Source organism: Stenotrophomonas maltophilia group sp. RNC7 (assembly GCF_030910085.1).
In the GTDB taxonomy this organism is placed as follows: domain Bacteria; phylum Pseudomonadota; class Gammaproteobacteria; order Xanthomonadales; family Xanthomonadaceae; genus Stenotrophomonas; species Stenotrophomonas sepilia.
On sequence record NZ_JAVFVN010000888.1, the window covers coordinates 30616 to 48993 of the forward strand.

Below are 18378 nucleotides of genomic sequence, written 5' to 3' on the forward strand. Positions count from 1 at the left end.
GCGCCACGATTGCTCCGTCGCAGCAAGTGTGCTGCCGATTGACTGTGGGCCTGTTGCCGTTACGGGAACGTGCCGGCAAGCGCGTTGTATGAACGGTTGTGATGAACAGGCTCCCGGCAGCAAGCGTGTACAGTGAGGTTTCGAACAGGGGTAGGCGCCGTGAGCCGCGGAAGAAGCAGGCACGTTGTCGATGTGGAGCGCGAGCTGGCCCACTGGGAAACCGCGTTCAACCTGGGCGCGTTGCCCGCGGTGAGTTTCCGGCACGAAGTGGCGCCGGTCATCCGGCTTGCCTGCGACATCTATGTGAGAGATCTGCACGGTACCCGGTCAGCCTGGATGGACGATCTGCAGTGCCGCCTTGCGAAACGATCAAGCCTGCGCGGCCACCCTGGCGCGGCAGAGATTGCCGATCGTTGCTGGACGCTGCTGTCCTGCGGCTAGGCGCCGCCTGCCGGATGATTCCGCTCGCGCACACCCTGCCCCAGCTCGGATGCCAGGAACGGTGCCGTCCTGCTGCCCTTGGCGCGGGCCACCTGATGCGGTGCCCCCGCCGCCACGATGGTGCCGCCCGCGCCGCCAGCGCCCGGGCCGACGTCGATCACCCAGTCGGCCTGCGCGACAGAACGCATGTCGTGCTCGATCATCACTACCGTGTTGCCTGCGTCCACCAGCCGCTGAAGCTGCATCAGCAGCCTGTCCGCGTCTGCTGCATGCAGGCCGGTGGTGGGTTCGTCCAGCACGTACAGCGTGCGCCCACGCTGGCTGCGCTGCAGCTCTGTAGCCAGTTTGATGCGTTGCGCCTCGCCACCTGAAAGTTCCGTGGCTGGCTGGCCCAGCCGCAGGTAACCCAGGCCGATCTCCTGCAGCAGCTGCAGCGGGCGGGCGATGGCTTCTTCTTCGGCGAAGAACGCATGGGCCTGGTCCACCGTCATCTGCAGGACCTCGGCAATGTTGCGGCCGTTCCACTGCACCCTCAGCGTGGCTTCGTTGTAGCGGGCGCCGTGGCAGGTGGGGCATGGTGCATAGACGCTGGGCATGAACAGCAGTTCGACGCTGACGAAACCCTCGCCTTCGCAGGTCTCGCATCGCCCCTTGGCCACGTTGAACGAAAAGCGGCCCGCATCGAATCGGCGGCGGCGCGCGTCGGGTGTCGCGGCGAACAGCTTGCGCACGTGGTCGAACAGGCCCGTGTAGGTAGCCAGGTTGGAGCGTGGCGTGCGGCCGATGGGCTTCTGGTCCACCTGCACCACGCGCTGGATCGCGTCCACGTCGCCGGCCAGCTGGCCCCGAGTGGCTTCGATCAAGCTGGGTCCATCCGTGGGCGCGCTGTCGGTGCTGTCATCTACCGTCTCGTGCCCCAGGTGCAGCAGCATCAGCTCGGGCAGCGCCTGCGCCATCAGGCTGGATTTGCCCGATCCGGAAATGCCGGTCACTGCGGTCAGCAGCCCCAGCGGCACCTGCGCATCCACACCGTGCAGGTTGTGGCGATGGATGCCTTGCAGCACCAGCCAGCTGTTGGCACTGCGCTGCCGGCTGACCGGCGCGGGCACCTGGTCGAACAGGTACTGCGCCGTGCGCGAATCCTGAACGTTGCGCAGGCCATCGGGCTCGCCACTGTAGAGAACGCGTCCGCCATGCTCCCCTGCCTGCGGGCCCACATCGACCAGCCACTGCGCGCGGCGCATCAGCTCCAGATCATGTTCAACAACGAACACCGAGTTACCGCCGTCGCGCAGGCGTTCCAGCGCCTCGTACAGCGCCTGGCTGTCGGCCGGATGCAGGCCGGCCGACGGTTCGTCGAGCACGTACAGCACACCGAACAGCAGCGAGCTGAGCTGCGTGGCCAGGCGCAGGCGCTGCAGTTCGCCGGCCGACAGCGTGGGCGTGGCGCGATCCAGCGAGAGATAGCCAAGGCCGAGCTCGCGAAGTTGCCGTACCCGCGCCATGACCCCGCCCGCCAGCCGTTGCGCCGCCAGGCGCTTTTCCTCAGACAAGGCTGAGGTCAGGCGCACGTCGGGTGCGCCGGCGTGGGTCGCGCGGCCGGTTGCTGCCCGCTTGGCGCGATCGCGGGGCGTTGCACGCCTGCTGGTACGCGCGCCGTGGCTGTGTGCACTGAAGTCGCCCTGCGCGATGGGCTCGAGCAACGTCGCCAGCTGGTCCAGCGGCAGCCGCAGGAACTCGCCGATGTCCACGCCGGCGAAGGTGACTGAAAGCGCTTCCGGCTTCAGGCGCTTCCCGTGGCATGCGGGGCACAGCCGGCCCTCCATGTAGCGGGAAACACGCTTGCGCATCAGCGCGCTCTGGGTGTTGGCAAAGGTGTGCAGCACGTAGCGGCGTGCGCCGGTGTACGTGCCCATGTAGCTGGGCTCGAGCTTGCGCTTGAGCGCGGCGCGGGTCTCGGCGGGCGTGAACCCGGCATAGACCGGCACGGTCGGGGTTTCCTCGGTGAACAGGATCCAGTCCCGGTCCTTCTTCGGCAGCTTCTTCCACGGCACATCGATGTCGTAGCCCAGCGTGACCAGGATGTCGCGCAGGTTCTGGCCATGCCAGGCCGGTGGCCAGGAGGCGATGGCGCGCTCGCGGATGCTCAGCGATGGGTCCGGCACCATCAGCGCTTCGGTCACCTCATAGACGTGCCCCAGGCCGTGGCAGGTGCTGCAGGCACCCTGTGGGGTGTTGGGCGAGAAGTCTTCGGCGTACAGCATGGGCTGGTGGGCCGGGTAGGCCCCCGCCCGCGAGTACATCATGCGCACCAGGCTGGACAGCGTGGTCACGCTGCCCACCGACGAGCGCGCATTGCTCGCGCCGCGCTGCTGCTGCAAGGCCACCGCCGGCGGCAGGCCGTCGATGGCATCCACGTCGGGCACGCCGGCCTGGTCGATCAGGCGACGCGCGTACGGCGCGACGGATTCGAAGTAGCGCCGCTGCGCCTCGGCGAAGACCGTGCCGAAGGCCAACGAGGACTTACCGGATCCCGACACGCCGGAGAAAACCACCAGTGCATTGCGTGGAATGGAGACATCGACATTCTTCAGGTTGTGCTCGCGCGCACCGCGGACCTCGATGCAGCCGCTGGCTGCGGCAACACATGACGATTCGCCAAAGGGGGTGTTGGACATCTCAGCATTCCTGCATTCGGTGGGCGGATCGCGCATGGTGCGCCCGGTAGGCCATTCTCGCTGTTGCGGGGTGAATGGCGTGAGGGGGTGCGCAACCACGTGCCGCATCAGAACGCCATGGCCGACGCAGACCGCGCCGCCACGCTGATTGTTAACGCGCGTTGCCTGAGGATTGACGCCACGTTGCCCCGCCCTTGATGGGGCCGCTCACAACGCATTCCTATGCTGGCCCCGCCACCTGCGAGGTGGTGATCAACCTGGAGATGCACCATGCAACGCGACCAGAAAGACCTTCCCCATCCGGACACGGAGGCGCAGCGCCCCGATCCTGTCAGTCCGCTGCAGGCTAAGCTGCACAACCACCGCAATCATGACGAAGCGCTGCAGGAAACCTTCCCCGCCAGTGATCCGATCTCCCCCTTCGTCGCTGCGCCAACGCCGGACGAGCAGGACAAGCGCCTGGGTGAGCGGGTCAGGCTGCCAGATCGCCGCACGGATGAGGAGGCCGCGGGAGGTGACGCGTGATGCGGCACCGCTTCGCCCGTGTCGCGGCCGCGACGGCGCGATTGTCCGGCAGCCTGGGGGCATTCGTCGCGGCGCTGGGTGTGATCATCACCTGGGCTGCCAGCGGGCCGGCCTTCCACTTCAATGACACGTGGCAGCTGGTGGTGAATACGGGAACAACCATCGTGATCTTCCTGATGGTGTTCCTGATCCAGCACACGCAGAACGCCGATACGGCCGCGTTGCACATCAAGCTGGATGAACTGATCCGGGTCAGCATGGACGCCAACCAGGAGCTGTTGAACCTGGAGTCGATGGAGCCGGCGCATCTTGAGGACATTCGCCAGCGCTACGAGGCACTGGCGAAGACCGCTGCAGACATCAAGTCCAGGAAGGAGCGCTGCATGCCGTGTGGTTCGGGCGCACTCTCGTAAAGACCGTGCGCAGTAATCCTGCGGGCGCTCACATGCCGCCTTCACCTGGCCCCTGCCCGATCGCAACCGGGCAGGACCTACGCTGAGCACTCCACTCACTGCGGAGCCCAGTATGGCTATCAAGACGGCGGAAGACCTGTTCATCCATGAACTCTCGGATATCTACAGTGCCGAGAAGCAGCTGACCAAGGCCCTCCCGCGCCTGGCCCGTGCGGCCGAGAACCCGGACTTGGCCGCAGCGTTCGAAACGCACCTGGAAGAAACCCAGGGCCAGATCGAGCGCATCGACCAGGTGGTGGAGATCCTGGGCATTCGCCTGAAGCGCATCAAATGTGCGGCGATGGAGGGCCTGGTGGAAGAAGGCAAGGAAGTGATCGACAGCATCGACAAGGGACCGGTGCGGGATGCGGCCCTGATTGGCGGCGCGCAGAAGGTCGAGCACTACGAGATTGCGTCCTACGGCACCATCGCCGCGCTGGCCAAGCAGCTGGGCTACAAGGACGCCCTGCCGCTGCTGCTGGAGACGCTGGAGGAAGAAAAGGCCACCGACGAGAAGCTGACCCTGCTGGCCAAGGGCGGCGGCAACGCCAAGGCTGCACAGGCCGCCTGATCGGCGCGCCGCGGAATACGGCTGCCACGGACGGCAGCCTCAGGTCCCGTACAGTACCTGATCATTGGGACAGAAGAACGTGCGTCGCCGCGTCGTCCCCAGATAGAGCTTGCTGATCGGGCCACCACACAGGGGACAGACCTTTTTCGTGTGCACCTGCCAATGCTTCTTCAGCTCGAAGCGGCGCTTCCACTCCAGGAAATCGAAGCTGTAGGCGCGAGCCTGCTCGATCAAGGCGGTAAGCCTTCGTGGCGGCAGGTCGCCCAGCCGGGAGGCGGGATGCACGCCTATCCGGAACAGCACCTCGTTCTTGATGATGTTGCCCACGCCGGCGAAGACGCTCTGGTCCAGAAGCACATCGCAGACCAGGACGTCCGGCAGGACCTTCAGCTTGCGCCGGGCCAGCTTCGGATCCCAGGCCTCGTTCATCACGTCCGCGCGCCAATCGTAGACATCGTCCAACGGCTCGTGGATCAGCCGCACGGAGCACGCATAGAAGTTCAGCTCGCCATTGTCGAACATCAGGGATGCACGCGGCGGGGTTGGCTTCCGTTCGTCGATGCGCCAGCTGCCGAACATCATCAGGTGGATGCGCAGCGTGTGGCGGCTGAATTCCAGCAGGAAGTGCTTGCCCCAACTGCGGACCGCCTTGACCCGGCGGCCCTGCAGCGGTGACAGGTCGATGCGGCTGTTACCGGACACGGTGCGGACCACGTGCCCCTTGAAATGGCTCGCCGCTTCCCGCAACAGCACGATGGAAGGACCTTCAGGCATGGGCGTTCTTCTGCAGCAGCGCCTGCAGGCGCAGGGCGTTGCGGGTGGCGTGGCCGAGTGCGGTATTGTCCAGTACGCACCAGGCCGGCCGTTGCGCATCGGCTTCGCGCTGCAGCCGTTGCGCCAGCTTCGCCAGGGTCTGCTCGCTGTACGCACTGCGATAGATCTGCGGTTGGCCGTGCCAGCGCCAGTAGCTCCACGTGCGGTCACCGCCGGGAATCGCTGCCGCCGGCACCCGTGCCGGATCCGCGGCAACCCGTGCAACGCCATGCGCACTCAACAGCGCATCGACCTCCGGCGTGAACCAACTCGGGTGGCGCGGCTCGCACGCCAGATCGGCCCGCGTGCGGGCGCGCAGGCCCCGCAGGAAGGTTTCGGCCGTGATCGTGTCGTACACCAGGCTGGGCGGCAACTGCAGCAGTAGCGGCCCCAGCTTTCCACCCAGCGCCAGCACGCCATCCAGGAACTGTTCGAACGGCTGCATCGCATCGCGCAGCCGACGCTCATGGCTGATCTCGCGCGGCAGTTTCACCGCGAACCGGAAGCCCTCCGGCACGCTCGCGGCCCATCGCGCGTAAGTCCTGGGCTGGTGCGGTCGATAGAAGGACGAGTTGATCTCCACCATCGGCAGGCGTGTGGCATAACGCTGCAGCAGGCTGTCGCCCGCGCCGAACGCTTCCTGATCCGCCCGCGGCAGCGACCAACCCGCACAGCCGACGCGTGGTGGGGCGGGCGCAACCGGGGCGGCTGTGGCCTTCATCGTGCGAGCTGCCCGTCCGGTTCCGTGATGCCGCCCACACCTGCCTCCGTGTGCGACTGCGAAACCGACAGCAGACGATCCAGTGCACTCTTCCCCGAGTCGAGCGCCGACGCGCTGCGCACGAAGCCGGTCCAGTCGGAGATGGCGACCTTTCCCAGCGCCAGCTCGTCCACCCGCACGCTGCGCATCCGCCAGTGCGGAAACTGTCGACGCCCCACCCTGCCCCGGTTCAGCTCGACGATCCCACTGTGGCTGCTGGCTCCCAGAATGCGCATGTAAGCGGCCTTGATTCCTGCCTCCGGGCCTTCCAGGTACTGCAGGAAGCGCGAGCCATCGAACAGCAGTGTACCGGTGACATCGACGGATTCGTTGAACTGCACCGCCTCCGCCACAAGCTGCTGCAGCCGCTGTTCCGTCAGGTTGCGGGAGGCTTCACTTGCGTAGGCAATTGCTCGAAAAGGCATGGCACCACCGGTTGTTGCAGACCGCTCTACCATAGCCACGCGGAGCGTACGCGCGGTGAGATCGGTGTGGACGCTGCGTCGAACAGTGGCGTGTCCCTTCCGCATCGCGTTGACGCGCGGTTGGGTTGCGGAAGACGTGTCTGCCGGTGCGCACACGCGTGCACCATGGTTCGTGGAGGCAGGATAAGGAATCCCGGGCTTCCGGATGACGCCACGCTGGCAGCCATGCCACCGCCGTCTAGCGCCGGATCTGGAAGATGGTCGCTGCCGCCAATCGGGCGGCTGAACCCAAGGAGACTTTCCATGGCCAACCAGAACCAGAACCAGGGCAACAGCAACCGCGGTTTCGCTTCGATGGACGAGGACAAGCAGCGCGAGATCGCCGCCAAGGGTGGACGTGCCGCGCACGAGTCAGGTAACGCCCATGAATTCAGCTCGGAAGAAGCACGCGAAGCCGGCCGCAAGGGCGGCGAAACAGTGAGCCAGGACCGCCAGCACATGGCTGACATCGGCCGCGAAGGCGGCCAGAACAGTCGCGGTGGTGGCAACCAGGGCGGCAACCAGGGGCAGCAACAGCAGGAACGTGGCGGCGGCAACAGCCGCGGTGGCCAGCAGCGCTGATCGGCATTGAAACCCGATGTACCCCTTCGTGGGCGGACGTGATGTCCGCCCACTTTCGTGCGCCCTCGCGTCACTCACGGGCGTTTCAACTGGGGCGCCGCAGGTGGGCGCCCCAGGTTTTTCACGGCTCGCGTGGCGGCAGGTCCAGTGCGCCCGCGCCTGGGCCGGCCCCCAGCTCGGCCCCGGTGGTCGGCCGCGCTTCCGGGTCGGAGAGCGTGCGCAGGGTCATGGCCTGCACCGCCGCTTGTTCGCGCGGATCCAGGTCTACCGTGCCGCTGCCGTCGCCACCGTCCACAGCGGCCTGTGCCTCGCGGTCGCTGACCCGCTCCCAGAGCTCGCCGCTGTTCCAACTGCCCTGCAGGTCGTCGGCGCCGTCGCCCTGCGACATGTCCATGTACAGATCGGTGAACGCGGGATCCCCCGGCAGCTTGCCCGGTGGGAAGTTGGGCTGGATGCTGTGCAGCGCCTTCTCGAACGACTTCATGTGGGCGATCTCGCGGGTCATCAGGAAGCGCAGCGCATCCTTGATGCCCGGGTCGTCGGTGACGTTGATCAGGCGCTCATACACCAGCTTGGCGCGCGCTTCGGCCGCAATGTTCGAGCGCAGGTCGGCGCTGGGGTCACCAATCGAGTCGATGTAGGCGGCTGTCCACGGCACCCCGCTGGAATTGACCAGCGCCGGGCCGCCGCCGTACAGGATCTGTTCGGTGTGGCTGGTGCTGTTCTGGCCCAGCAGCCGCATGTCCTCGGCCTCGGCAAGCCCTTCGGACTGGATCGCCTTGGGCCCGCGGTTGAGCATGGCGATGATGGTGCCGATGATCTCCAAGTGGCTGATCTCCTCGGTGGCGATGTCCATCAACAGGTCCTTGCGCCCGGGATCGCATTCGCCAAGTCCCTGGGTGAAGTAGCGCATCGCGGCGGCCAACTCGCCCTGCGGGCCGCCGAACTGCTCAAGCATGAGGCTGGCGAGCTGCGGATTGGATTCGCGGACGCGCACGGTATACATCAGTTTCTTGTGATGAAAGAACATGAGGATTTCTCCAGTGGCTGGCGTGGGCTGGCTTTGCGGTCAACGCTTGGCCTGGGCGCCAGGCGTTTCGTCACGGTTGAGGAACGCACCGACCAGGCCGTCCTGGTGGTCCTCCAGCCAGCGCGCCATGGCAACCTCTTCCTGCAGGATCTGGCCACACACCGCCGCAATGTCGGGCGCGCCGGCGCGCTCGGCAGCGATCACCAGCGCCCGGTACGTGGCGATCTCGGTGTTCTCGAAGCCGAACGAAAGGCCCACGCTCTTGACTACCTCATCTTCCATCAGGGTGTTGCCAGCGGCGTGGATGGCGGCGGTCATGCTGGCGAACAATCCCTTTGCGGTGGGCGCGCTTCCTCCCAGCGCCTCGATGCACTGCCGCAGGGAAGCGGCCTGCCCCTGTGTCTCCTGGACGTGCTGGCCGATCCGGGCAGCGAGCTGGGGGTAGTTCTCGATCCGCGAAGCCATGGCCTTCATCATGGTCTCCGCTTCCTGTTCCATGGCGTAGGCATCCTGCAGCCATTTCAGCAGGCGTTCGCGTCGGGTGTCGTTGTGGTCCGCCATCTCGATCTCCGGTCTGGGGCGACATGCCTCCGGAGAACATGGTGGAGCGCTGGCAATCACCGCCTTGTCGGGCGCTGTGAACCGCTGGAGGTGGCCGCTGCACGCGGCCCTGATGCAGCGATAACATGCACGGACTGCGGGCTGGCCCCGGTCCGCGATCAGGGCATCGGGCTGGACAGTGCCGCGCCGCCGGCTTGACCTTGCCGGCTGCCGCCCGACGCGCGCGGAGCGTCCGTTGCCACCAGCGCCTGTACCACACGATGTTGCATACGATGAGCGCCGCCTTCCACGCCCACGACATACACGAAGCGCCCATCGAATTTGGCGTGCGCGCCCTCCAGGAGATCGTCGGCCTGCAGCGCCCGCTTGAGCGACTTCATCCACGTGCGTTCAGGCATGCGGTCCAGTTCCACTACGATCGCAGTGCCACCGCAGTCGAGCGGCATGCACTCGACACGCAGCACGCGTGGGGAAGCAGAATCGGTTCCAGATAGCGGCATGAGAGAAGCTCCAATGCGGGGGACGGCGGCAGTATCCATGGCACGCGCCAAGGCGCCGTCAACGAACGCCATCCGGCCCTGCACGCTGCCTCGACGGTGCTGGAAGCGCGCTGCACGGGCTTCGCGCGGGGCTGACAACCCGCACGCGCCGTATTGATGCTGCACAGCACAGACTGGCACTCCCGAAGCAATACAGACTGCACACATGCAATCCGGAATGAGCCAGCGCAGATGCAACCTGCTGCTGGTGGAAGACCAGCTCGACCTGGCAGTACTGATGGAACATGCACTTGAGGAGGCAGGCGACCAGGTGACACACGCCTACAGCGTGTTCGACGCGCTGGGGCTGCTGGACACCCAGCGGTTCGACGGCGCCGTGCTGGACGTCGAGCTTCGTGACGGCGTGGTGTTTCCAGTCGCCGATCGCCTGGCGGAACTTGGCATCCCTTTTCTGTTCGTCTCTGCGGTCTATGACCAGCTGGTGCCACAGCGCCACCGCCGCGCCGCCTTCGTGGCCAAGCCGTTCCACGTCGATCAGTTGCAGGAGACGGTGCGGCGCGTGGTGGGCGACGCCTGCGCACCCCCTTCCGCACACTGACCCCAACCGCAGCGGTCAACCGAGGTGCGGGGCCACCACCAGGCTCAGCTGGCACAGCGCACCACCACGGGAGAGCCCGTCCCAGTTGCTACGCGCCACGCTGCGGATCTCGGAGGCCTCAACCCACAGCAACCGCATCGACCAATAAGGAAAGAACCGGCCTGAAACCCTGCCGCGGCCCAGTTCGATCAGTTCGCGATAGCTGCGGGCACTGAGAATGCGGCTGTACACCACGTTGATGCTGTCTTCCGGTCCCTCGATGTACTGGAGGAAGCGGAGCCCATCATAAAGAAGCACACCCGTAACGCCGGATTCGAAGTTGAAGCCGGCGGCGGCCCTGGCGAGGTCGTCCACATGGTCCATGGAAAGCCCCGGTATCGCCTCATTTGCGTAGGCGATCGCGCGGAGGGGCACATTCGTCCCTTCTGGCGCAGGAGGTTTCCTGCACGGCAATGATCGCTGCCCCGTTGTAGGCGCGGATGAGGGCCTTCAGGCGCTGGGGCACCGCCCCCTCCCCTCGGCTGCACACTCCGCTAACACCCGACCCGGACTTCAGGCGGCGTTCGCGTAGGGCTCAACGATTGCAAGCAGCTTTTCCATCGCTCCCCCTTCGTCCTGGCTCGTTACCGCCCGCTGGATGAAATGGCTCCAGTCGGCAAGGGCAATCCTCTGCAGCTCGCCCGCGCTGACCGACAGGCAGCGCATTGGCCAGAACGGCAACCGCCGCTGCCCGACACGGCCACGCCCGAGTTCGGTCAGTTCGGTGTGGCTGCGGGCGCCGCTTACGCGGGAGAACGCAACATCCAACCCGTCGGCGGGGCCTTCCATGTATTGCAGGAAGCGCTGCCCGTCAAACAACAGGACGCCGGTTACGCCCGCTGATCGATTGAAGCGGGCCGCATCTTCCATCAGTGCAGCCAGGCGTTCCGGCGTGAACCCGGGGACAGCCCGGCTGGCGTAGACAATCGCGCTGTTCGGCATCGGCTGCTCCTACTCTCCCAGCCGATCAATCTAAGGGCGACAGCGTTCACACGCCGTAAACGCGTACAGGAAGCGCGTCACGCATGGGCCCATGTGCGCGGGTTTCATGGATTCGGGCTGGATCGGAGACGCCTGACGGCGCGAGCGCATGCTGCGGTGCGGCGAAACGGCCGGTGCTTACGCAATGGCCGGCCCGGTCAGCACGGCAGGGGCACCCGCCGCCCCCATATCAGCAAGATAAGCCGAAAATCCCCCTGCGGCGCGCCCTTCCAGACGGGCGCTGGTCAGGACGACGGGAGCTCCGGCCCAGCGTACATCCGCGCCGCGGGCCTGCAGCGCCCTCACCATCTGAACATCTTCCCCGCAGCGCAAGGCAGGAAAACCGCCAACCGCACGATAGGAACGGGCAGAGACACCCAGGTTGGCACCATGGATGCGCCCGTGGCCCTCGCCCCACTGCTGCCGCCCCTGGAATACCCTGCGCAGGCGCTGTTCGGACGGGCAGGTCGCCGCAATGTCCACCAGTCCGCAGAAGGCGTCACACGGCTGCGCCAGTTGTCCAACCAACCAATCGCCAGGGACCTCGCTATCGGCGTCCGTGCTGACCAGCCACCTGGCGCCACGACTCAGCAGCTCGGCGGCGGCCACGCCGCGGGCAACCCCTACGCAGCGTGCATCCAGCCGCACAATGCCGACGCGCTGCTGGTGGCAGATGGACGCCGTCGCATCCGAGCAAGCGTCCAGTGCAACCACCACGTCCACTGCTTCGCCGCCCAGGCCCGGGTGCAGGGTAGCTCTTCGGATCGATTGCAGGCAGCGCGCCATGCTGGCTGCCTCGTTGTGCGCGGGGACCAGAACGCCTATCACCGCAGGCCCTCGTTGCGGGCCAGTGACAGCGTGCCGCGCGTCCAGCCTTGCAGCACGAAGTCCGCATCGCGATAGTGGAAGGCTTCGTGCAGGCCGTCGCCCAGGCAGCGATGCACGACTTCGGTCCGGCTCACCCGCCCAGGGAACGGGGACAACCAATGGCAGGCGACCAGCAATCCGTCGTCACGAAGTGCTTCATCGATTCCGGCCCGTAGCTCGCGAAGGGCGCTCGTCCCCAGGTAGTAGCCCATCTCACCGCAGACGATCAGGTCGAAGCGGCCCGGCGGCCATTGCTCGGGGTGGCTGGCGCAGTGGACCTGCACGTGCGGCAGGTGGGCCAGGTTGCGGCGGGCCCGGAACGCTGCGCGCGGGCTGATGTCGGTGGCCAGCAGGCGCTCGCAGCGCGCCGCCAGGGCCTCGGTCAGCACGCCGTTGGAGCAACCCAGCTCCCAGCCACGATTGAACTGGCGCTGGCTCAGGCTGGCCAACAGCAATGCACGCTTGCGTTCTTCATACCACCGGTTGCGGTAGCCAAAAGGATCTTCCTGCTCATGCAGTTCATCGAAGTACGGTTGCGCGCTCATGCCAGGAACACCTCGTAATCGCGGAGAAATCGGGCCAGTACATGGGAAGGCAGCACCGGCGGGCTGTTCAGGCCCGGCACGTTGCCGGTCTGCGTCCGGAACCGGGCGATGGCGCTTCGTTTCACCGACGCCGCTGGGGAAATATCGACAAGTCGCGGGAGCTCCCACGCCATGTGCGCGCAGGCCGGATCCAGCCAGTGCCAGCCCCATACCGGGTACTCCAGGCGACAGCAACCCACTGCGCGCGCGGCGCGGCAGGCTGCACGCCCTGCCGCTTCGTGATCGGGGTGCCCATCGAAGCGCCAGGGCGCCAGTACCAGATCACCCGGCTGCAAGTGCTGCTGCAGCCAGTCCTGCAGGCCCTGTTCGTGCTTGCTGACCGCGCCATCGCCGATGCCGAGATGAAACGTGGCGTCAGCCGGAATCCCAAGCTCCGCCAGCGCCGCGGCAAGCTCTGCCCGACGCGCCGACCGCAGGCGGTCCGGTGTCCACCAAGGTTCACCCGGATAACACGCTTCCCCATCCGTCACGGCAATGACGCCAATCTCCATGCCCTGTACCGCGGCTTGATGGAGCAGCCCGCCACAGCCAAGGATCTCGTCGTCGGGATGCGGCGCAACGACCACAAGGCGGTCATGGTCGGCGCACAGCGAGCGGGCGGGCGTGGACGGTTGCTGCCAGAGCCAATCGCAGCGCAGCCAGGCCTGTTCTTGCGTTCCCTGTCCTTGCAGGGGTGTGCTGGCTACAGCGCCCATGCGGTCTCCTCTGCTGCCCGCTGCTCACCCAGCCACTGCCAATCCCGATCGGCGTGGCACTGCCTGAGGAACACCGTCAGGTCCGCCCAGCGGCGGGCGTGACCGTCTTCCAGGCACATCGGCGCCGGCCCGAGCGCCCGACCTGCAAGGTCCAGGACGCGCGTCGCCGCCCGCTCGACCACGCAGCGCAGCCGCACTACGTCTTCCCGATGCGCCGATTGGGGCGCGTCGTCGATGCGCGCGGCCACTTCGCGAAGCAGCGCCGCAGCCGGCCCCAGGGCAAGGTCCACTGCACCCAGCAGTCGTGCGCGGTTGCCGTCGCTGCAGGCTGGTCGCATGCGTTCAGCCAGTGCCACCGCTGCGCCAAACCAGACCGCCGCGATGCCCGCCCCGCCGTGCCAGAAGCCCGGGCGTTGCAGGTAGGCGTCGCGCGCTCCCAGAATCGTCATCGGTGCGCCATCGAAGCGCACCGTCGTGGACGGAATGCCAGCCATGCCAGCGGCCGGCCAGGGCTCACCCGAAAGCGTGCACCAATGCTCCGCCGCCACGTGGCACAGCCACACGCCCTGTGTGCTCCGCACGGTTACCAGTGCCGCATCCACCCAAGCGCTGCCTGAACACCAGGGCTTGTCGCCATACAGCCCATCGCCGGCGTCGATGCGCAGGGTGTTGGCTGGGCCTTCTGCGGCCCATACCGCCAGCAGCTGCCCTTCAGCAACCACAGGCGCGTTCAGCTCGGCAATGATCGCCTGGGCGTCGTAATGCGCTTCCAGTACCTTGGCCAGGCAGAGATCCTCTGCGCCCCACGCCGCCAGCGCCCGCCAGCGCTGCAGCGTGTGGCCACTTCCGGGCAAAGGCAGTGCGGGCTGCTGGGCGAGAACCTGGCGTGCACGGTTGAACAGCGAAGAAGGCAACGTCACATCCTGCATGGCCGATCTGCAATGAAGATAGGTCATGAACGTAGGCGCCCTGCGGTCACATCACTGTCTTGGCGGTGTGGCGGCCACATGAATACCCGGCGCAGTGTTCCTCACGCGCTCACCGCTGGCGATGTTCGCTGGCACGCACGCACAGGCGCAGCTCCCATAGCCAGGGCAACACCACCAGGCCAAGTGCCGGCAGCAATACGAACCACCACAGCGCCGGTGCTGCCGGTGCCACATTGACTGCCCATCGAGGTTCGGCCTGCCACGCCACCCCGCCCAGCAGGACCCAAGGAGCGGCGTCGAGCACACTGTGCACGTGCTGCTCGGCCGGGCTGATGCGTCGCCGCCCGTCCGCGCTGACAGTGTCGAAGTAGCCGGCGATTGCGTGCGCGATGACCAGGACTGCCAGCAGCGTGACGAGCGACCACGTGCTTTCCAGCACGAGCCACGCCAGTACGCCGCTGCCGATGAGCAGCAGCTGCAGCCCATGCAGCAGGCTCTCGCGCATCGCGGACGTGTGCGGCAGGTCGGTACGCCGGTGAAAGTGGAAGTCCAGCGCACCGGCGGCCAGCCAGACTGCGTAGACACATGCCATGACAATCCAACTCATGACGGCCCGCTCAGGGAGTCAATACGATCTTGCGGCAGTCGTCGTCCTTGGCATCGAACATTGCATAACCTTGCGCTGCGTCGGCCAGGCGCATCCGGTGCGAGATGATGTCTCCCGGATCCAGCTTTCCTTCCAGGATTGCGTCCAGCAGTTCCGGCATCAGTCCCTGCACGTGAGTCTGCCCCATCTTGAATGTCAGGCCCTTGTCGAACGCATCGCCCAGCAGGAACCCGTGGATGAAACCGGCATAGACACCGGGAATGCTGACCACGCCGCCGCGGCGGGCGGCTGCGATGCACTGACGGATGGCCACGCCGCTGCTGCCTTCCAGTTTCACGGCGGTCAGCGCTGACTCCAGCGCACTGCCCTCGGCCTCGAAACCGACGGCCTCGATGCAGGCATCCACGCCGCGCCCACTGGTCTGGGTCAGGATGTAGTCGGACGGGTCCTCGATCTCCTTGAAGTCGATCGGCGTCACACCATAGGCACGGCGCGCGTAGTCCAGGCGGTAGCGAAGATGGTCGACCATGAAGATGGTCTCCGCTCCCAGCAGCCGGCAGCAGGCCGCGCTCATCAGTCCCACCGGACCGGCACCGAAGATCGCCACTGTCGAGCCCGGCTTGACCCCTGCGTTCAGCGCGGCCTGATAGCCGGTGGGCAGAATGTCCGACAGGAACAGAACCTGTTCGTCGGCCACGCCTTCCGGAATACGCAGTGGGCCCACATTCGCCTTGGGCACGCGCACGAATTCGGCCTGTCCACCTGCCACGCCGCCATACAGATGGCTGTATCCGAACAAGGCCGCTGGAGGCAGAAGGCCCTTCTGGTTCAGCGCGGCGCCCTTGCCCGGGTTGGTAGTCTCGCAGGCGGCATACTCGGCCAGCCGGCAGTGGAAGCACTCGCCACAAGCGATCACGAAAGGGATCACCACGCGATCGCCCGGCCTCACCTGGGTTACGCCGCTGCCGACCTCTTCCACCACGCCCATGAATTCGTGCCCCAGCACATCGCCGTCGTGCAGATCGGGGATCTTGCCCCTGTACAGGTGCAGGTCCGAGCCACAGATGGCGGTGGCGGTAACCCTCAGGATCAGGTCGTCCTCAGCTGCCAGCACCGGGTCCGGCACGGTCTCGACGCGCACATCCTTGCGTCCGTGATAGGTCAATGCCTGCATCGTGCTTCTCCAGAAGATCGGAACGACAGCATTGCAGGGACGTCCTCCTGCCCCGGTGACATCCAGGTGTGCGCAGCGTTCATTCCGCGGCGTCGTGGCGTTAACCCGGCCCGGGGCACGCTGCGAACACCCGCCACAGGAGCTCACCATGAACGACAAGCTGCCTTTCAATCCAACAACAGACGTGGACGATCAATCGAAAGCGCACACGCCGGACAAGCGGCACAATGATCGAGCGAAGTGGAAGGAGCACGACATGCCGGACGACGGTGATGGCCCCAAGGCCGTACCCGAGGACTACGAGCGTCCCGATCCCGATCCGACGGGCAAGCGTTGAGGCCGCCTCACATCCCTGGATGCGCCGGGTTCACGCGTCATGGTGCGCTGCCGGCGCAAGCTGCATGCACGGTTTCTGGTCAGGCTGAAAGAGGTGTTGCATGTGGAAACGCAACGGTCTCTCGCTGGTACTGCTTGCACTCACTGTCGTCTTCATTGTCGGGCAGGCAGTTGCGGGACATCACGTGCACAATCAGGCGTTGACGCAGCACGGGCGCGCGCCGATCGACCTCTGGCACTACCTGGCGACCGGGCATTTCGTGAGCGCTACATTCGAGAACTGGGAGAGCGAGTTCCTGCAGATGGGAATGTACGTTCTTCTGACCGTCACCCTGCGCCAGCGTGGCTCGGCCGAATCCCGGCCCCTGGACCCGGCGCAGGAGCAGAACCGCGTCGAGCCGGGCCCTGCGCCGTGGCCGGTTCGTCGCGGCGGCGCATGGAAGGTGCTTTACGGTCACTCGCTTGCGATTGCCTTCGGGCTGTTGTTCCTGCTCAGTTTTGCATTGCATGCATTGGGTAGCTGGCGCGCCGAGCAGGTCGAGCAGCAGCTGCAGGGGTTGCCGGTGCCGGGTTTCCTGGAGCATCTGGCCAGCAGCACGTTCTGGTTCGAATCGATGCAGAACTGGCAGAGCGAATTCCTTGCCGTGCTGTCCCTGGTCGTGCTTACGATCTTCCTGCGGCAGAAGGACTCACCGCAATCCAAGCCGGTCGAGGCCCCGCACGCACAGACAGGAGATTGAACGATGGCGGATGCCCCACCACCGGCCTTGCTGATCATCGACATGTTCAGTCGCTTCGACTTCCCAGGCGCGCAGGCGCTGGCGCCAGCAGCGGAGCGGGCGGCCGCACAGATCCGACGCTTGAGAGACCACTTTGATCACCACGGATGGCCGGTCATCTACGCCAATGACAACTTCTCGGACTGGAAGCGTGACTTCCGCCAACAGGTAGCACAGTGCCAGCGGGACGGAGGACCGGCCGGGCGGATTGCCGACCTCCTCTCTCCCCTGCCCGGCCACTACTTCGTGCTCAAGCCCAAGCATTCGGCGTTCCTGGCCAGCCCGTTGCCGATTCTGCTGGCCAAGCTTGGCGTGCGCAGCCTTTGGCTCAGCGGGATGACGGCCGATTCATGTGTCCTGGCTACCGCGCTGGACGCCAACGCCAGGGAATTCGACGTAGTGGTGGCACGGGAGGCCGTGGCGGGGACGGCGGCCCGGAAACAGCGTGCGATGGCGCTGCTCGCCGATTCGGGTGCAGCCCGGGTCGCACGGCTCGCCTCGCTGGTCCCGGCATGACCGGCCGGAGCGGGCTCAGGCCCGGTCTGCGATTCCCTTTACACCGGCGTGACCGGCGCAATGTGCGCAGCAGAAGATATGACCGTTTCCTTCAACGCCATGCCCGATGATCGCGCAGTCGCAATGTGCGCAGCGCGGTGCGAACGCATGGATGGCGCACTCGAACGAATCGAAGGTGCCGCTGCGTCCGCCCTGCTGGAGGGTGAAGCTCTTGTCGTAGTCATTGCCGCAGACATCACAGGTGGCCATGGGGCACCTCATGCGGAGGAAAGAGCATGCAGTGTCGCGGGCGCGGGTGTCGGCGGTCGTGAATGCATCGTGTCGCCAGCGTGCAGAACACCGATGTGTTCATTACGCAGGCCGCAGCGCGCGTTGGCAACGCCCAGCCCACGCGTCTCAGCGTGCCTTGCCGGGCTCGGCACTGCCATCAGGCGATTTGCCGTGACCACAGGGAAACGCCGCGCGCAGCCCTTCGACAACCAGGGGAGACGCATCCTGTTGCAATCGCTCGCGGGGCAGCTGCCGCAGATGGGAAGACACCTGATCGACCAGTTCATGCGGAAGGATCCGGCCCTGCCCACACCACTGACCGCGGCTGGCATCGGCGACGCCCAGGATATAGCTGCTGGCCCGGGCGCTGGACAGCCCCCGGCAGTGTTCGCCATCGCAGAACCCGTCAGCGCCTTTGCCCTGCAGCAGCGTGATGAGCTCCGCACCACTGACAAGCCAGGTGCGTTCCGGTTGCGTTGTGCCTGCCACGGCGGGTCCCACCAGGGCGCCGAGGCCCAGTGTCAGGAGCCAACGCATGCGGCGGTGCGCGCGGCGGGCGTGATGTCCTTTCATATCAGGGTCCTGGCTGTCGTTTTTCCGGATTC

Annotated in this window: 26 protein-coding genes; 9 read left to right on the forward strand and 17 right to left on the reverse strand. The window is 66.1% G+C overall.

Features of this window, described 5'->3' with window-relative positions:
• Positions 1-159 precede the first annotated feature (159 nt).
• Positions 160-441: a hypothetical protein gene (locus RCF13_RS21965; protein WP_134967917.1), complete on the forward strand. Its 282-nt coding sequence runs from the start codon at positions 160-162 to the stop codon at positions 439-441.
• On the opposite strand, the gene RCF13_RS21970 is transcribed toward RCF13_RS21965, so the two are convergent.
• Complete coding sequence (locus tag RCF13_RS21970) at positions 438-3119, reverse strand: excinuclease ABC subunit UvrA (protein WP_231352102.1); 2682 nt, start codon at positions 3117-3119, stop codon at positions 438-440. The two genes, RCF13_RS21965 and RCF13_RS21970, sit on opposite strands and share 4 nt — an antisense overlap.
• Positions 3120-3389: 270 nt before the next feature.
• Here RCF13_RS21970 and RCF13_RS21975 point away from each other — a divergent pair, with 270 nt between their 5' ends.
• The 3 genes from RCF13_RS21975 (at position 3390) to RCF13_RS21985 (ending at position 4667) form a co-directional block, all read left to right on the forward strand.
• Complete coding sequence (locus tag RCF13_RS21975; RefSeq protein WP_134967918.1) at positions 3390-3644, forward strand: hypothetical protein; 255 nt, start codon at positions 3390-3392, stop codon at positions 3642-3644.
• Positions 3641-4057 carry a low affinity iron permease family protein gene (locus tag RCF13_RS21980; protein ID WP_134967919.1) on the forward strand — a complete coding sequence of 139 codons (417 nt, stop codon included), beginning with the start codon at positions 3641-3643 and terminating at the stop codon, positions 4055-4057. The genes RCF13_RS21975 and RCF13_RS21980 overlap by 4 nt, the downstream gene beginning before the upstream one ends.
• Positions 4058-4169: 112 nt before the next feature.
• Entirely contained in the window at positions 4170-4667 is a 498-nt protein-coding gene (locus RCF13_RS21985; RefSeq protein ID WP_134967920.1) for a DUF892 family protein, read from the forward strand.
• A gap of 39 nt (positions 4668-4706) precedes the next feature.
• On the opposite strand, the gene RCF13_RS21990 is transcribed toward RCF13_RS21985, so the two are convergent.
• The 3 genes from RCF13_RS21990 to RCF13_RS22000 are packed head-to-tail and all read right to left on the reverse strand — an operon-like array spanning position 4707 to position 6665.
• A complete protein-coding gene (locus RCF13_RS21990) occupies positions 4707-5441 on the reverse strand; it encodes a DNA-formamidopyrimidine glycosylase family protein (RefSeq protein WP_134967921.1) in 735 nt (244 codons plus the stop codon).
• Complete coding sequence (locus tag RCF13_RS21995) at positions 5434-6201, reverse strand: DUF72 domain-containing protein (protein WP_134967922.1); 768 nt, start codon at positions 6199-6201, stop codon at positions 5434-5436. Before RCF13_RS21995 ends, RCF13_RS21990 begins: the two co-directional genes overlap by 8 nt.
• On the reverse strand, positions 6198-6665 hold the full coding sequence (locus RCF13_RS22000; RefSeq protein WP_134967923.1) for a BLUF domain-containing protein: 468 nt from the start codon (positions 6663-6665) through the stop codon (positions 6198-6200). Before RCF13_RS22000 ends, RCF13_RS21995 begins: the two co-directional genes overlap by 4 nt.
• A gap of 303 nt (positions 6666-6968) precedes the next feature.
• Between RCF13_RS22000 and RCF13_RS22005 the strand changes: the two genes are divergently transcribed.
• Complete coding sequence (locus tag RCF13_RS22005) at positions 6969-7286, forward strand: KGG domain-containing protein (RefSeq protein ID WP_134967924.1); 318 nt, start codon at positions 6969-6971, stop codon at positions 7284-7286.
• 121 nt (positions 7287-7407) lie between these two features.
• Here the strand turns inward: RCF13_RS22005 and RCF13_RS22010 are convergent, their stop codons facing one another.
• The 3 genes from RCF13_RS22010 to RCF13_RS22020 all read right to left on the reverse strand — a co-directional run bounded on the left by RCF13_RS22010 (position 7408) and on the right by RCF13_RS22020 (position 9449).
• Positions 7408-8316, reverse strand: coding sequence for a manganese catalase family protein (locus RCF13_RS22010; RefSeq protein ID WP_049416476.1), 909 nt, complete (start codon positions 8314-8316; stop codon positions 7408-7410).
• A 39-nt stretch (positions 8317-8355) separates the two neighbouring features.
• Positions 8356-8877, reverse strand: coding sequence for a ferritin-like domain-containing protein (locus tag RCF13_RS22015; protein WP_231352104.1), 522 nt, complete (start codon positions 8875-8877; stop codon positions 8356-8358).
• Positions 8878-9035: 158 nt separating this feature from the next.
• Positions 9036-9449 carry a hypothetical protein gene (locus tag RCF13_RS22020; RefSeq protein ID WP_271162700.1) on the reverse strand — a complete coding sequence of 138 codons (414 nt, stop codon included), beginning with the start codon at positions 9447-9449 and terminating at the stop codon, positions 9036-9038.
• Between the two features lie 133 nt (positions 9450-9582).
• On the opposite strand from RCF13_RS22020, the gene RCF13_RS22025 reads away from it, so the two are divergent.
• Positions 9583-9975 carry a response regulator gene (locus RCF13_RS22025; RefSeq protein ID WP_061478260.1) on the forward strand — a complete coding sequence of 131 codons (393 nt, stop codon included), beginning with the start codon at positions 9583-9585 and terminating at the stop codon, positions 9973-9975.
• 15 nt (positions 9976-9990) lie between these two features.
• On the opposite strand, the gene RCF13_RS22030 is transcribed toward RCF13_RS22025, so the two are convergent.
• The 8 genes from RCF13_RS22030 to RCF13_RS22065 form a co-directional block, all read right to left on the reverse strand.
• The gene (locus RCF13_RS22030; protein WP_134967925.1) at positions 9991-10389 is read right to left on the reverse strand and encodes a BLUF domain-containing protein; all 399 of its coding nucleotides are present in this window, start codon (positions 10387-10389) and stop codon (positions 9991-9993) included.
• Positions 10390-10527: 138 nt separating this feature from the next.
• Positions 10528-10956 (reverse strand): BLUF domain-containing protein, encoded by a 429-nt coding sequence (locus RCF13_RS22035; RefSeq protein WP_134967926.1) that lies wholly within the window; start codon positions 10954-10956, stop codon positions 10528-10530.
• A gap of 177 nt (positions 10957-11133) precedes the next feature.
• On the reverse strand, positions 11134-11823 hold the full coding sequence (locus tag RCF13_RS22040) for a glycosyltransferase (protein WP_134967927.1): 690 nt from the start codon (positions 11821-11823) through the stop codon (positions 11134-11136).
• Positions 11820-12407, reverse strand: coding sequence for an SAM-dependent methyltransferase (locus RCF13_RS22045; protein ID WP_231352108.1), 588 nt, complete (start codon positions 12405-12407; stop codon positions 11820-11822). Before RCF13_RS22045 ends, RCF13_RS22040 begins: the two co-directional genes overlap by 4 nt.
• A complete protein-coding gene (locus RCF13_RS22050) occupies positions 12404-13162 on the reverse strand; it encodes a PIG-L family deacetylase (RefSeq protein ID WP_308141555.1) in 759 nt (252 codons plus the stop codon). The genes RCF13_RS22045 and RCF13_RS22050 overlap by 4 nt, the downstream gene beginning before the upstream one ends.
• Entirely contained in the window at positions 13150-14091 is a 942-nt protein-coding gene (locus tag RCF13_RS22055; RefSeq protein WP_134967938.1) for an acyl-CoA dehydrogenase, read from the reverse strand. The genes RCF13_RS22050 and RCF13_RS22055 overlap by 13 nt, the downstream gene beginning before the upstream one ends.
• Before the next feature lie 109 nt (positions 14092-14200).
• Complete coding sequence (locus tag RCF13_RS22060) at positions 14201-14698, reverse strand: hypothetical protein (protein ID WP_134967929.1); 498 nt, start codon at positions 14696-14698, stop codon at positions 14201-14203.
• A 10-nt stretch (positions 14699-14708) separates the two neighbouring features.
• Positions 14709-15872: a zinc-dependent alcohol dehydrogenase gene (locus tag RCF13_RS22065; protein WP_134967930.1), complete on the reverse strand. Its 1164-nt coding sequence runs from the start codon at positions 15870-15872 to the stop codon at positions 14709-14711.
• A 148-nt stretch (positions 15873-16020) separates the two neighbouring features.
• Between RCF13_RS22065 and RCF13_RS22070 the strand changes: the two genes are divergently transcribed.
• The 3 genes from RCF13_RS22070 (at position 16021) to RCF13_RS22080 (ending at position 17503) form a co-directional block, all read left to right on the forward strand.
• Positions 16021-16209 carry a hypothetical protein gene (locus RCF13_RS22070; RefSeq protein WP_134967931.1) on the forward strand — a complete coding sequence of 63 codons (189 nt, stop codon included), beginning with the start codon at positions 16021-16023 and terminating at the stop codon, positions 16207-16209.
• A gap of 100 nt (positions 16210-16309) precedes the next feature.
• Positions 16310-16948: a DUF6766 family protein gene (locus RCF13_RS22075; protein ID WP_134967932.1), complete on the forward strand. Its 639-nt coding sequence runs from the start codon at positions 16310-16312 to the stop codon at positions 16946-16948.
• 3 nt (positions 16949-16951) lie between these two features.
• Complete coding sequence (locus RCF13_RS22080) at positions 16952-17503, forward strand: cysteine hydrolase (protein WP_134967933.1); 552 nt, start codon at positions 16952-16954, stop codon at positions 17501-17503.
• 15 nt (positions 17504-17518) lie between these two features.
• On the opposite strand, the gene RCF13_RS22085 is transcribed toward RCF13_RS22080, so the two are convergent.
• Positions 17519-17752: a hypothetical protein gene (locus RCF13_RS22085; protein ID WP_061478271.1), complete on the reverse strand. Its 234-nt coding sequence runs from the start codon at positions 17750-17752 to the stop codon at positions 17519-17521.
• A 147-nt stretch (positions 17753-17899) separates the two neighbouring features.
• Positions 17900-18346 (reverse strand): Rap1a/Tai family immunity protein, encoded by a 447-nt coding sequence (locus RCF13_RS22090; RefSeq protein WP_231352109.1) that lies wholly within the window; start codon positions 18344-18346, stop codon positions 17900-17902.
• Between the last annotated feature and the right edge of the window lie 32 nt (positions 18347-18378).